This window comes from Paraburkholderia metrosideri (assembly GCF_904848625.1).
GTDB classification, from domain to species: domain Bacteria; phylum Pseudomonadota; class Gammaproteobacteria; order Burkholderiales; family Burkholderiaceae; genus Paraburkholderia; species Paraburkholderia metrosideri.
The window spans coordinates 473825-487187 of the sequence record NZ_CAJHCP010000006.1 but is presented as its reverse complement, the minus strand read 5'-3'; the positions used below and the strand labels follow the sequence as shown (position 1 = coordinate 487187).

The following is a 13363-nucleotide window of genomic DNA, read 5'->3' as shown; positions in this document are numbered from 1 at the left end:
CAGCGTCCCCGGCAGTGGTTTGCAATCTCACGAACACCGAGTTGCAGGAAGCCGCCGCCGGACGTGGACCTAACCTGATCAGAACGTACACAGAACCATGCAATTCCCGGAATCCTGGCTGAGAACCTTTGTCGATCCGACACTTACGACCGATGAACTGTCGCACGCGTTGACGATGGCCGGTCTCGAAGTCGAAGACCTGCGGCCGGCTGCGCCGCCGACCACGAAGATCGTCGTCGGCCAGGTGCTGGAAGTCGTCAAGCACCCGGACGCGGACAAACTCAACGTGTGTCAGGTCAACGCCGGCACGGGCGCCACGCTGAACATCGTGTGCGGCGCGCCGAATGTGGCGCCGGGCATCAAGGTGCCGGTCGCGTTGGTGGGCGCGCAATTGCCGCCGGCCGAAGAGGGCGGCGCACCGTTCGCGATCAAGCTTTCGAAGCTGCGCGGCGTGGAAAGCCAGGGCATGTTGTGCTCGGCACGCGAACTGAAGCTGTCGGAAGATCATAGCGGGCTGATGATCCTGCCGGAAGATACGCCGATCGGCCAGGATATCCGCGAGACGCTGAATCTCGACGACACGGTTTTCGAAATCAAGTTGACGCCGAACAAGGCGGATTGTCTGTCGGTATTCGGTGTCGCGCGCGAGACGTCGGCGATCACGGGCGCGCCGTTGCGTCCGCTGGAAATCAAGCCGGCTCAAGTCACGCTCAACGAAATACTGCCCGTCAAAATCTCGGCACCCGATCTGTGCGGCCGCTTCTCGGGTCGCGTGATTCGCGGCGTGAACGCGCGCGCAAAGTCGCCGGCATGGATGGTGCAGCGTCTCGAACGCTCGGGGCAACGCAGCATTTCCGCGCTCGTCGACATCTCCAACTATGTGATGCTCGAACTGGGCCGTCCGTCGCACGTGTTCGATCTCGACAAGATCCACGGCGGCATGGATGTGCGCTGGGGCCGCAAGGGCGAAACGCTCAAGCTGCTGAACGGCAACACCGTCGAGCTCGATGAAACCGTCGGCGTGATCGCGGACGAGCAGCACATCGAAAGTCTCGCGGGCATCATGGGCGGCGACAGCACGGCCGTCACGCTCGACACCACCAACATCTATCTCGAAGCCGCGTTCTGGTGGCCAGATAGTATTCGTGGCCGCTCGCGCAAATACAACTTCTCGACCGATGCGGGTCATCGCTTCGAGCGCGGCGTTGACTATGCGACGACTGTCGAGCACATCGAACGTATTACGCAGTTGATCCTCGATATCTGCGGCGGCGAGGCGGGTCCGGTCGACGACCAGACCGTCAACGTGCCGAAGCGCGAGCCCGTGAAAATGCGTGTGTCGCGCGCGAACCGCATCATCGGTATCAAGATCGACGCCGACGAAATCGCGCAGATTTTCACGCGCCTCGGTCTCACGTTCGAGCACGATGGCGACACATTCTCGGTGATGCCGCCGTCGTATCGCTTCGACATCGAAATCGAAGAAGACCTGATCGAAGAAGTCGCGCGGATTTACGGCTTCGAAAAGATCCCGGCGCGTCCGCCGGTCGCGACCAGCGAAATGCTCGCGACCAACGAAACGCAGCGCTCGATCCACGTGATCCGTCACGCGCTCGCCGCGCGCGATTACGCGGAAACGGTGAACTTCAGTTTCGTCGACGCGGAGTGGGAACAGGACTTCGCCGGCAACGACAAGCCGGTGCGTCTGCTGAATCCGATTGCAAGCCAGATGTCGGTGATGCGTACGACGCTGTTCGGCAGCCTGATCAACGTGCTGCGTACGAACCTGAATCGCCGCGCGGCAGATCGCGTGCGCGTGTTCGAAGCGGGTCGCGTGTTCCTGCACGATCCGTCGATCAAAGCTGGCGAGTTGACGGTCGAAGGTTTCGCGCAGCCGAAGATGATCGGTGCGCTCGTGTACGGTCCCGCGCTCGACGAGCAGTGGGGCGCGTCGACGCGCGCGGTCGACTACTTCGATATGAAGGGTGACCTCGAAGCGGTACTGGCACCGGCGGTGGCCCGTTTCGTGAAAGCGGAGCATCCGGCATTGCATCCGGGACGCAGCGCGCGCGTTGAAGTTAATGGCCAGGCAGTAGGCTGGATTGGCGAATTGCATCCGCGCTGGATGCAGAAATATGATTTGCCGCATGCGCCGATTCTGTTTGAAATCGAAGCCGAAGCATTAATGCAGCGGGTATTGCCGATTCCGTCGGAAGTTTCAAAATTCCCGCCGGTGCGCCGTGATATTGCGGTTGTCGTGGATCAGAAAATCGAGGTTCAGGCATTGCTCGACGAGCTTCACAAGGCCCAGTCGGAAGCGGCTTGCAAGAGCGTCCAGAAGGTGGTGCTTTTCGACGAATTCCGTCCAAAATCAAACACTTCCGGTGGTCTGGCTGCTCACGAGAAAAGCCTTGCGTTCCGTGTGACCTTGCAAGATACTGGCGGAACCCTTCAGGATGAAACAGTCGATCTGGCTATTCAAACTCTGGTGGAACGTCTGGCTCGAGTATATGGCGCACGGTTGCGCGGATAACCCGCATTTAACAATTGCACGGCTGTTTCCGCATCCATTGTTTTCTGCTTGGCGCGCCATTTGATAGATATGAATGAAATGAACTCGAGTGATTTCGAAGCCCTTCTTACGGCGCAACGCAGCGCCATGATTCGCGATATTCCGACATCACCCGCCGTCGTTTCCACAGAAACGCCGACGCTGACCAAAGCTGAACTTGCCGAGTTGCTGTTCGACAATGTCGGGCTCAACAAGCGGGAAGCGAAAGACATGGTCGAAGCGTTTTTCGAGGTGATTCGCGATGCGCTGGAGAGTGGCGACAGCGTGAAGCTGTCGGGGTTCGGCAACTTTCAGTTGCGTGACAAGCCCCAGCGTCCCGGCAGAAATCCGAAGACCGGCGAAGCGATTCCAATCGCCGCGCGTCGCGTTGTGACGTTTCATGCAAGTCAAAAGCTGAAAGCGCTCGTTGAGAACGGCGCTGAGGCAAGCTTCACGCGCTGATAGACCGGCGCGTCCCTGCGCAACCCACCACGACGGCTAACTGACGATGACAGCGACGATCGAAAAAGTCGTCTTGCCTCCGATTCCGGCGAAGCGCTACTTCACGATTGGTGAGGTCAGCGAACTATGCGGCGTCAAACCGCATGTGTTGCGTTACTGGGAGCAGGAGTTCACGCAGTTGAGGCCGGTCAAGCGACGCGGCAATCGCCGGTATTACCAGCATCATGAGGTGCTGTTGATCCGGCGGATTCGTGAGTTGCTGTATGAACAGGGTTTCACGATCAACGGTGCGCGTAACCGGCTCGATTCGCATGGCGGGGGCGCGCATGGTGGTGCGGGTGCTTCGGTCGACGAAGGCGAGGACGCAGTTGCCGCGCAAGTGCCTGTCACTACAACTGCCGCCGTCGACGTTGAGCAATTGCGCAAGGAATTGCTGCAGGTCATCAATTTGCTGGACCACTGACGCTTTGTTCGTATGAGATGGTTCAAATCGAATGAAGTGTCTGTTATAATTTTTCTCTATTCGGGGCGTAGCGCAGCCTGGTAGCGCACACGCCTGGGGGGCGTGTGGTCGGAGGTTCAAATCCTCTCGCCCCGACCAAAGACATAAAACCCGGTAAGCTCAATCAGTATTGGTAACCCAATGTTGATCAGGTTTGCCGGGTTTTCTCGTTTACGGCTCCGCTATTCTGGCATCTGAATCATGCGTGGCAACGTAACCGCTGCCCAATGCCAATCCCTTCTTTCTCAGACGGTGTGTTGTAGCGTCGTGCGATTCGACGCGCGGTGTTCAAGCAGATTGCCACTTCCCAGCTAGGCAGTTGCGCACGGTCTTTGACAGGGAAAAGGCCGTCGCCCTGAAAACGATGCGGTGACGCGCGACGGTTTAAACGCGTTGCACTGCGCCATGCGTAACCGTGAGAAACACACCAGCGCGTCAGCCGTATAAAGCCCCATTGCGCCAATCCCCTCCGCCGCATGCCGATCGCGTAACATAACCAATCCTTTCCGGCAAACCGACGGAGGCCTCAATGCAGTCCGCAGAGATTCACCCTGACGACGACATGTACACAGGCTCGCTGGAGCACTACGAAAAGTGTGGCAACCAGTTCGCCGGCTTTGCCGAGCAGGCCGCGGGGTTGGTCGGGAGATCGACACGCCGCGTCCTGGAACTCCCGTGCGGTTACGGCAGAGTCACACGCCAGCTTGTCAAACACTTCGATCCGAGTCGGATAGAAGTCGCAGACATCATGATTCCGGCTGTCGATTACACGACCAGAACCTTCGGCGTGACCGGCCATTACGTCGCCGATCCGGTTAATGAATTTCGCACTATCCCCGCGGGCGAATTTGATATCGGCTTGATGGGTTCTCTTCTAACGCATCTATCGGAGAGCAACGCACGCACGGTACTCGAGAATTTCCTCGCGAAGTTATCGGCCGATGGTGTTGCCGTGGTGACGACGCACGGCGTGCGTGCTCATGAAATGCTGTCTTCAGGCGGCTGGTTCGAGGTTGCGCCAGGAGACAAAACGGCTCTTCTCACAGCGTACTCAATGGGCTCATACGGGTTCGCAAACTACACGCCGGATCAGCCGTTCGAAAAAAAGACAGTCGACTATATTGGCAGGTCATACGGTGTGTCGCTGATTCCTCACGCCTGGATGGTGGAGCAGGCCGATGAGCTCGGTTATCGCATCCTGAAGTTCAGTCCAGGCGCGTGGGACAACCATCAAGACGTATTCTGGCTAGCCCATCGCTAATCGGCGAGCGGTGCGCACACGTTGCGTTTGCAAAGTTGCAAAGCCCGTGAAAACGCACCGCACACCTCACCAGAACGCCGGCAGAATATCCACAAACAGGATCTTCACGATCGTCATAGCCGGAAAGATCATCGCGTAACCGATATCGGGCTTGTCTGTCGGCGTGAGCTTGTTAGCAAATGCAAGGATCGCCGGATTGCCACAAGCGCCCGTGACGATGCCGGCCACTTCATCGAACGGAAGCCGGTACACGAGCAACCCGAGAATCAGAATCGGCAGCACCAGTGCAATCAGCACGATCGCGCCGAGTCCGAGCATCAGTAAGCCGGTTTGCGAGACCGTAGCCGCGAACCTCGGCCCCGACGACATGCCCACTTGCGCCAGAAAAATCGTCAGTCCGAGATTGCGCATTACCAGATTGGCAGGCAGCGGCATAGTCCAGTGGACGCCGCCCGTATGGCGCAATTTTCCAAGTACGAGCGCTACGATCAGCACCCCGCACAAGCCCAGCGCGAGCTTGCCAATACCCGGCAAAGGAATCTGGACGGCGCCGACCAGGAACCCCAGCGCCATACCGAGTCCCACCGACACATAGCTGAATTCAGCGGTGCCCTTAATCGAATCGCCAAAGAAGGTGCGCAGTGCGGGGAACGTCGCGCGTCCGGTAAGCAGGCCCACCCGGTCGCCGTACTCAAGGACGAATTCCGGATTCGGCATGATGTCCGCATCGCCACGCCGTACGTGTGCCACGATCGCGCCATCCGGCAATTCAAGCTCGCCAAGCTGACGGCCCACCACCGTGGCGCGCGAAGCGAATACCCGCAGATAATCGAGGTCGCCACGATCACGCAGCACGCGCCCGGGCGCCGCTTCGCCGAGGCTCTTGCGAGTCTCCGCGAGCGCTGCGCTGTCGGGGCTGACAGCGAGTACGACATCGTTCTCCGCCAGCACGAGTTCGGGTGACGCAGGCGCATTGTGGTGAGCGCTGCGCACGGCGACGATCCGCACGTTCGCGGGCAATCCCGTGAGTGCTTCGGCCAGCGTCTTGCCGCAAAACGCCGGGTTACGCAGCGCGATTTCGAGAATGTCGAGTCCGGCGTTCGCGGTTGTCGCGATCTTCTGCGGACGCATCAGGAACGCCAGATAAAGCAGCAGAATCGGCCCGGCGACGCCAAATGGATAGGAAACCGAATAACCTACCGCTGCGTCATCGTTACCGAGTGCTGCGATGGCAGCTTGCAATGCAGCTGTGCTGGTGCCTGCGCCTGAGAAGAGACCGAGCGCATAGCCGGGATTGATCTGCATGACTCTCTGGATCGCGACGCTCGTCGCGCCCGCGCACAATACGCCGATCAGTGCGAGCAGATTCGCGCGTCTTCCTGCCGCGCTGGTGAGTCCGAGGAAAAACTGCGCGCCGTATTGAACGCCGACGGTGTACAGGAACAGCGAAAGTCCGAGTGTGCCGACCATCGGGGCCGGTGCGGATTTCGGTGCAAACCAGCCGGCCGCGAGCGCGACGAATAGCACTGCGCCGACCCCAAGCGAGAACCCCTTGATATTGATTTCACCGACGAAATAGCCAATCGCGATGGTGAGGAACAGCGTCATCAAAGGCTGATGTTCGAGTAGCGTCTTCAGGAAATCCATGTTTCCTCCGCTGCAGGGGCAGACTTCGACTCGTGCTGATCTATCTCTTGCTACGGCGCTATAAACGCAAAATGCGGGAGAGCGGCGTCTGCAAGGCCGGTCTCCCGCATGAATCTAACAGAATCCGTTTAAATCGACTTAATCGGCTCCGAGCGCAATGAATCTTTCAAGATGATGATCTTCATCGCCGAGTTCATGATCGATCATCACCAGACGCTTCGCGTAATGGGCGAGCGGCAATTCCCACGTCATGCCGATTCCGCCATGCAGTTGAATGCATTCCTCCGCGACCAACGCGCCGATTCTGCCAATGCTGAATTTCGCCGCCGACACCGCACGTTCCCGCACCTTGCGTTCGGCGCCCAGCGCCGCGGCCGCATTGATGACCGCAGAGCGTGCCTGTTCAATTTCGAGCGACATGTCGGCCATTCTGTGTTGCAGCGCCTGGAAACTGCCGATCGGTACGCCGAACTGTTTGCGCGTGCGCAGGTACTCCAGCGTGTAATCTCTGGCCACATCCATCGCGCCGACGGCCTCGGCACACAAGGCCAGTACACCGCAGCCAATCGCGTATTCGAGCGTCGCCAGGCCTTCGTCGACTATGCCGAGCACAGCGTCGTCGTCGAGCGTCACGTTGTCGAATGTGACTTCGGCTGCACGCCCGCCGTCTATCTTGCGATAACCACGCACATTCACGCCCGCCGCGTCGCGGGGCACGAGAAAGAGCGTGATGCCGTGCTGCGCATCGTCAGCGCCGCTCGTGCGTGCGGACATGAGAAAGAGGGACGCGTGCTCGCCGTGCTGAACCACCGCCTTCGCGCCGTGAAGTTGCCACGTTTCACCATGGCGTTGCGCGCGTGTGGTGACGCGGGCGAGTTCATAGTGACTGTCCGGCTCGCCGTGCGCGAGCGCAACGATTTTTGAACCGTCGATCAATTCGCCCAGCAGCGCTTTCTGCGCGTCTGCGCCGCTCTTCGCGATAGCCCGTCCGACAATCAGCGTATCGAGAAAGGGTTCGACGACGAGACCACGGCCGAGGCTTTCGAACACGACGCTGATATCGAAACCGCCGCCGCCAAAGCCTCCATCGGCTTCATCGAACAATGCACCGATAATGCCGAGTTCCGCAAAGCGGCCCCACAGTTCACGGCTGAAGCCCGGCGCCGATTGCGCAATCCGGTCGCGCGTCTCGAAGCCATATTGCTCGCTGATAAAACGGTTGAGCGTGTCCGCCAGCATGCGGCGGTCTTCGGTGTGCTGGAAATTCATGACATGCGCCCCTTACAGTCCGAGGATCATTTTGGAAATGATGTTCTTCTGGATTTCGTTCGAACCGCCGAAGATCGACAGCTTGCGATTATTGAAGTAGAGCGAAGCGGCGCTCGCGGCTTCGTCGGGTCCAATCGGTGTGCCGTCGAATCCATCGTGCAAGGCTTCTTCAACGAATGGCTGTGCATAAGCCCCCATCGCACGCCGCGTGAGAGATGAGATTTCCTGGCGGATTTCGGTGCCGCGAATCTTCAGCATCGAACTTTCCGCGCCGGGCACGCCGCCGCCTGCTACCGCAGCGATCACACGCAGGTTGGTCGTCTTCATGTTCTCGAGATCGATTTCGACGCGTGCCATGCGCGCCGCGAACGTCGGGTCTTCAGACAGCGGCCGGCCATTGCGCCGCTGTTTGGCAGCGATCTTGCGCAGGCGATTGAACGCGGCCACCGAGAAGCCAACGCCCGCAATATTCGTGCGTTCATAGGTGAGCAGATATTTAGCGTAAGTCCAGCCCTTGTTCTCTTCGCCGACGAGGTTGGCGACCGGCACGCGCACATCGGTGAAAAAGACTTCGTTGACTTCATGCTCGCCGTCGAGCGTGATGATGGGCCGTACCTCGACGCCAGGCGTATTCATGTCGATCAGCAAGAAGCTGATGCCTTCCTGCTTGCGCACGTCGGTCGCGGTACGCACGAGGCAGAAAATCATGTTCGCGTAATGACCTAGCGTGGTCCATGTCTTCTGGCCGTTGACGATGTAGTACTCGCCCTGATCGTCGTTGCCGCGCACCGCGCTGGTTTTAACCGAGGCGAGATCGGAGCCCGCGCCCGGTTCAGAGTACCCCTGGCACCACCAGTCGGCGCCGTCGAGAATGCGCGGCAGCCAATGCTGCTTTTGTGCGTCATTACCATATTTGATCAGCACGGGGCCGAGCATGTTGACGCCGAAGGGCACCACGCGTGGCGCACCTGCCAATGCACATTCGTTTTCGAAGATAAACTTTTGCACGGCGTTCCAGCCGGGGCCGCCATATTCCTTTGGCCAATGATTCGCGAGCCAGCCTTGCGCATTCAGAATCGCGTGCCATTGCGCCATGTCGTCGCGCGTGAGCCGGCGGCCGCCGTGTACTTTGCCGGATAGACGTGACGGTAAACTGTCGCGCAAGAACGCCCGCACGTCTGCGCGAAACGCTTCTTCTTCGGGAGTGAAGTTCAGATCCATGACGGTTCTTCCGTAAAGTTTGAGCAGACCGGTGTTTGTTTCAGCACCGGTCGAGAGGGTTCAGAAGATCAGCTATCCGCTTCAGGCCGTCTGATTCAGGCTCGCGAAATCCGCGCCGCGTTCCACGAGATCGATCAACAATGGCGACGCTTTCCAGAATAGCGGATCTTCTTTGGCGAACTCGCGTATGTCGGCGAGAATCGTCGGCAGGCCGACGGTGTCCGCATATTTCATCGGACCGCCGCGATAGCGCGGAAAGCCGTAGCCGTACAGGAACGTGACGTCGACATCGAGAGGACGCAGCGCAATGCCTTCGTGCACGACGTTCGCGCCTTCGTTGATCATCGCGGCCATGTAGCGACGCATGATGTCGTCATCGGTGAAAGTGCGCGGCGCGATGCCGGCACGCGTGCGTTCGGTGTCGATGATTGCTTCGACTTCCGGATCAGGCACGCCATGGCGCGAACCTTCGGGATACAGATAAAAGCCCCGGCCGGTCTTCTGGCCGAACCAGCCTCGCTCGCACAGTCGGTCGGCGATCTGCACGTAGCGCGCAGCCGGATTGCGAGTTGCCGCGCGGCGCTTGCGCGTGGCCCAGCCGATGTCGCCGCCCGCAAGATCGACCACCTGGAACGGCCCCATCGCGAAGCCGAATGCGCGCACTGCCGCGTCGATCTGATAGGGCGATGCGCCGTCTTCCATCATCGCGTCCGCCGCGCTGCGATAGACCGCGAGCACACGGTTGCCGATAAAACCGTCGCACACCCCCGCGCGTACCGGTGTCTTGCGCAGCTTCTTCGCGAGTTCGAAGGCGGTGGCGACCACATCCGCGCTGACCTGCTTCGGCACCACGACTTCCAGCAGCTTCATGATGTTGGCCGGCGAGAAAAAGTGCAGGCCGATCACGTCCTGAGGGTGCGAGACGCTGGCTGCTATCGCGTCGATGTCGAGATAGGACGTGTTGGTCGCGAGTACGGCGCCTTTCTTGCAAACACGATCGAGTTCGGCAAATACGGCCTTTTTCACGTCGATATCTTCGAAGACGGCTTCGATCACGAGGTCCGAACCGGCCAGCGCATCGTATGACGTGCTGCCTTGCCAGCGCATCATGATGTCGGCTTTCTTCTCGGCGTTCAGACGGCCTTTCGCGATCAGACCGTCGTAGACTTTTTCGATGTGTGCACGGCCGCGCGCGAGCGACGCGTCGTCGCGTTCGATCATCGTCACCGGCAGGCCGGCGTCGAGTATCGCGACGGCGATGCCCGCGCCCATCGTGCCGCCGCCCACCACGCCGATCGTGTTCAGCGCGCGAGGCGTTGCGTGACGGGTTTCGGGCGCCTTGAGTACTTCGCGCTCGGCAAAGAACGCGTGGATCAGACCGGCGCGTTGCGGACTGTCCAGGCATTGCAGGAACAGGTTCCGTTCGACGCGCAGGCCTTCGTCAAAGGGCTGTTCGATCGCGGCCTGCACGGCATCGACAATTTTTAGCGGCGAGAACAGACCCCGTGATTTTTTCGCTGTCTCCGCACGCGCGGTAGCGACGGCAGCGAGGCTCGCGGCACGGTCGCTGAGTGCCAGCGCGTCACGCGTGCGGCGCACCGGCGCATGGCTGGCCAACAGTTCCTGCACATAAGCGAGCCCCTCGGCCAGCACATCGCCACTGTGGCCCACGCGGTCGATGAGACCCAGCGCCAACGCTTCTTTAGCGCCCGCATGCCGGCCGCTGACGATCAGATCGAGTGCGGCCTGTGCACCGATCAGACGCGGCGTGCGCTGCGTGCCGCCCGCGCCCGGCAACAGGCCAAGTTGTACTTCGGGCAAGCCGAGTTTCGCCCCGTCGACGGCAATCCGGTAATGCGCGGCGAGCGCCACCTCCAGGCCGCCGCCGAGCGCGGCGCCATGAATCGCGGCCACCACCAGCTTCGCGCATGCTTCGATGCGGTTGCAGACATCCGGCAATGCGGGCGGCAGCGGCGGCTTGCCGAACTCGCGAATATCCGCGCCTGCAATGAAATTGCGGCCCGCGCCGACGATCAGCACGGCCTTCACGGCCGGATCGTTATCTGCGGCCTCGATGGCCGCCAGCAGGCCTCGCCGCACGTCGGCGGATAGCGCGTTGACCGGTGCATGATCAAGGGTGACCAGCAGCACTTTGCCGCGCAATTCGCGCGTGACAACGTCGGTCGAAGGGGTGAGGGTCATCAGTTGTCTCCATACTTGTGTGCCGGCGGCAGTAGGCGGGCCGGGTCTGGCGAATTTGTCTGATTGTGGAGTGGTCAAGGTTTATTGACAATCACATCAACGATTGACAGACTGTCAAAATTATTTTGACAAAGGCGCCGCCATGGACGTCAACTCGCTGACCCTGCTGGTCGACATTCTCGACGCCGGCAATCTGAGCGAGGCCGCACGCCGGCTGAAAATGAGCCGCGCGAACGTGAGTTATCACCTGAATCAGCTTGAGCGTTCAATCGGTTTGCAACTGGTGCGGCGTACCACGCGGCGCGTCGAGCCGACCGAGATCGGTCTGCAGTTATACGAGCATGGCCGCACGATCCAGAATGCACTGCTGGCCGCACGTGAATCGGTGACGACGCTCGGGCAGAGCCTGCAAGGCCGCGTGCGGCTCAGTGTGCCTAGTGGCTACGGTCAGCTGGTGATGTCCGACTGGTTGATCGCGTTCAAGCGTCTTTATCCTGGCATCGTGCTGGACGTGCTCTTTGAAAACCGCGTCGAAGACCTGATGCGCGACGAAGTGGATATCGCCGTACGCGTGATGTCGGAGCCGCCGCAAAATCTGGTGGCACGCGACATGGGGCCGGTGAGTTATGTGGCATGCGCTTCGCCCGCTTTTGCGCAAACGCACGGCATGCCCGCGAAACTCGACGATTTGCGTACCGCGCCGCTTATCACCGCAGCGGTAGTCGGCAGGCAGTTGCGGGTGGCCGCGTATCTGCGCGACGAACGGCACGAAGTTCTGCTGGAGCCGACCCTCATCTCCGAGAATTTTTTGTTTTTGCGTCAGGCCATCCAGGCTGGGTTGGGCGTTGGCCTCGTGCCGGATTACGTCGTGCAGGACGATCTGAAACGCGGCGATGTCGTGACCACACTCGATGAATGGCGCCTAAGCATCTTTGGCACGCACATGTACCTGCTTTATATGCCGAACCGGCATCACACGCGCGCTGCTGCGACTTTTATCGAATTTATCTTGCAGCAGGCGCATGGCAGCGGCAGGGGACTTTCTGTTTGACCTGCCGTGTTATTGAGGGCGGAGTCTGCGCCCAATCGCCGTCTTTACCAGAGGGACGCCTATCTGCAAGAGTTTTCGAACCCCTTCGTCACGTCCGACTTTCTGAACCGCATTATCGATCATCGTTTCCATCACGCTGGACGGATAGAACTCGTGGAACAGATTATTTGAACCCAAGGTCGCGAACACGTGGTGCAGAAACGAACCAGCAGGCGGTCCGATCCGCTTGAACAGTCCCAGCTTCACGACGCGATTATTCCAGAGGTGCAGCGTATAGGCGTCTTTGCATAAGGCCGCGCATTCATCCATGTACTTCGGCAGAAATACTTTGTAGTAGTCGTCGAAATGAACCGGATAAAACACGCTCTCGGGCAAACCCGCCTTCACGCCGTACACCGCAGTGAGGAGGCGCGGACCGGTGTCGCCCCAATTGATATGCGTGCCCTTCATTCCCTCGACCCGTCTGATCAGATCCTGCAGGCGCGCGTTATTCGGATCGAGACGCAATAGGGCGGTGCAAATGCTGGTCGGCGATTCTTTGCCGATCAGGTCGCCCGATAGCGCGAGATCGAAATCCCGCAATAGAAGCATGTCGGTATCGACCCAGATTTCGTCGGTTCTGGTGAACATCACGAATCGGAAATAATCCGTGAAATGCGCCATGGAGGGCACCCCGTGAATGGGGAAGTCATTCAACGAGTCGGACGAAAGTATCGTGCTGGCGTCTTTCGCGACGACGCCCTTCGGCAGATTCTTGACTTCATGGTAACTATATAAAGCGACTTCGTTACCATAGGCCGTGAACGATCTCAGGCACGCCAGTTCATACGGTGAGAGATCAGGGCCATGCCAGAACGACGCAAATCGCGCTTTGCTCATAAAGTATCCCGAAGAGGCTGTTCATTGAAACGGGCGGCTCACATTGACGAGGAGCGCGAATGACGGGCATGCGAAGTCAGACATCGCAGTACCGGCGAGCCGTCTTCCGGATACTAGACCGGCAGATTTATCGCATTGCACAATCGTCGTTAAATGCACATCAGTTGTCGCGAATCGTTGAGGTTGCCGGTAAATTGGTCCGGAAAGTGGCGGGGATGTCATACATACCGAATTCAATCGGGTCACGTTGAATGCCTGTCGGTAACCAGATCAATGCTCGAAAGAGCGCAACATAGAGTTCGATCCCTATAAAGAAGC

General features: G+C 59.4%; 10 protein-coding genes and 1 tRNA gene. 6 read left to right on the top strand and 5 right to left on the bottom strand.

The window, feature by feature from the left end; genetic code table 11:
- Positions 1 to 97: 97 nt before the first annotated feature.
- The 5 genes from pheT to LMG28727_RS15820 all read left to right on the top strand — a co-directional run bounded on the left by pheT (position 98) and on the right by LMG28727_RS15820 (position 4776).
- Positions 98 to 2533: a phenylalanine--tRNA ligase subunit beta gene (gene pheT / locus LMG28727_RS15840; protein WP_201643267.1), complete on the top strand. Its 2436-nt coding sequence runs from the start codon at positions 98 to 100 to the stop codon at positions 2531 to 2533.
- A gap of 69 nt (positions 2534 to 2602) precedes the next feature.
- Positions 2603 to 3013: an integration host factor subunit alpha gene (locus LMG28727_RS15835; RefSeq protein WP_074764652.1), complete on the top strand. Its 411-nt coding sequence runs from the start codon at positions 2603 to 2605 to the stop codon at positions 3011 to 3013.
- A gap of 46 nt (positions 3014 to 3059) precedes the next feature.
- Positions 3060 to 3476 carry a MerR family transcriptional regulator gene (locus tag LMG28727_RS15830; protein WP_201643266.1) on the top strand — a complete coding sequence of 139 codons (417 nt, stop codon included), beginning with the start codon at positions 3060 to 3062 and terminating at the stop codon, positions 3474 to 3476.
- 61 nt (positions 3477 to 3537) lie between these two features.
- Positions 3538 to 3614, top strand: a tRNA-Pro gene (locus LMG28727_RS15825).
- A 430-nt stretch (positions 3615 to 4044) separates the two neighbouring features.
- Entirely contained in the window at positions 4045 to 4776 is a 732-nt protein-coding gene (locus LMG28727_RS15820) for a methyltransferase domain-containing protein (protein ID WP_201643265.1), read from the top strand.
- Positions 4777 to 4842: 66 nt separating this feature from the next.
- Here LMG28727_RS15820 and LMG28727_RS15815 read toward each other — a convergent pair whose 3' ends face one another.
- The 4 genes from LMG28727_RS15815 to LMG28727_RS15800 all read right to left on the bottom strand — a co-directional run bounded on the left by LMG28727_RS15815 (position 4843) and on the right by LMG28727_RS15800 (position 11115).
- Positions 4843 to 6423: an aspartate:alanine exchanger family transporter gene (locus LMG28727_RS15815; RefSeq protein ID WP_201643264.1), complete on the bottom strand. Its 1581-nt coding sequence runs from the start codon at positions 6421 to 6423 to the stop codon at positions 4843 to 4845.
- Positions 6424 to 6561: 138 nt separating this feature from the next.
- Positions 6562 to 7692, bottom strand: a complete 1131-nt coding sequence (locus tag LMG28727_RS15810; RefSeq protein ID WP_201643263.1) for an acyl-CoA dehydrogenase family protein — start codon at positions 7690 to 7692, stop codon at positions 6562 to 6564.
- Positions 7693 to 7704: 12 nt separating this feature from the next.
- The gene (locus LMG28727_RS15805; RefSeq protein WP_201643262.1) at positions 7705 to 8913 is read right to left on the bottom strand and encodes an acyl-CoA dehydrogenase family protein; all 1209 of its coding nucleotides are present in this window, start codon (positions 8911 to 8913) and stop codon (positions 7705 to 7707) included.
- Between the two features lie 81 nt (positions 8914 to 8994).
- The gene (locus LMG28727_RS15800; RefSeq protein WP_201643261.1) at positions 8995 to 11115 is read right to left on the bottom strand and encodes a 3-hydroxyacyl-CoA dehydrogenase NAD-binding domain-containing protein; all 2121 of its coding nucleotides are present in this window, start codon (positions 11113 to 11115) and stop codon (positions 8995 to 8997) included.
- Between the two features lie 142 nt (positions 11116 to 11257).
- Here LMG28727_RS15800 and LMG28727_RS15795 point away from each other — a divergent pair, with 142 nt between their 5' ends.
- Complete coding sequence (locus LMG28727_RS15795) at positions 11258 to 12166, top strand: LysR family transcriptional regulator (RefSeq protein WP_201643260.1); 909 nt, start codon at positions 11258 to 11260, stop codon at positions 12164 to 12166.
- 9 nt (positions 12167 to 12175) lie between these two features.
- Here LMG28727_RS15795 and LMG28727_RS15790 read toward each other — a convergent pair whose 3' ends face one another.
- Entirely contained in the window at positions 12176 to 13045 is an 870-nt protein-coding gene (locus LMG28727_RS15790; RefSeq protein ID WP_201643259.1) for a hypothetical protein, read from the bottom strand.
- Positions 13046 to 13363: the final 318 nt, after the last annotated feature.

Coding starts and splice junctions, on each gene's coding strand:
- LMG28727_RS15790 (WP_201643259.1), bottom strand. CDS start 13,045: ATGAGCAAAGCGCGATTTGCGTCGTTCTGGCATGGCCCTGATCTCTCA.
- LMG28727_RS15815 (WP_201643264.1), bottom strand. CDS start 6,423: ATGGATTTCCTGAAGACGCTACTCGAACATCAGCCTTTGATGACGCTG.
- LMG28727_RS15800 (WP_201643261.1), bottom strand. CDS start 11,115: ATGACCCTCACCCCTTCGACCGACGTTGTCACGCGCGAATTGCGCGGC.
- LMG28727_RS15805 (WP_201643262.1), bottom strand. CDS start 8,913: ATGGATCTGAACTTCACTCCCGAAGAAGAAGCGTTTCGCGCAGACGTG.
- LMG28727_RS15835 (WP_074764652.1), top strand. CDS start 2,603: ATGAATGAAATGAACTCGAGTGATTTCGAAGCCCTTCTTACGGCGCAA.
- LMG28727_RS15820 (WP_201643265.1), top strand. CDS start 4,045: ATGCAGTCCGCAGAGATTCACCCTGACGACGACATGTACACAGGCTCG.
- LMG28727_RS15795 (WP_201643260.1), top strand. CDS start 11,258: ATGGACGTCAACTCGCTGACCCTGCTGGTCGACATTCTCGACGCCGGC.
- pheT (WP_201643267.1), top strand. CDS start 98: ATGCAATTCCCGGAATCCTGGCTGAGAACCTTTGTCGATCCGACACTT.
- LMG28727_RS15810 (WP_201643263.1), bottom strand. CDS start 7,692: ATGAATTTCCAGCACACCGAAGACCGCCGCATGCTGGCGGACACGCTC.
- LMG28727_RS15830 (WP_201643266.1), top strand. CDS start 3,060: ATGACAGCGACGATCGAAAAAGTCGTCTTGCCTCCGATTCCGGCGAAG.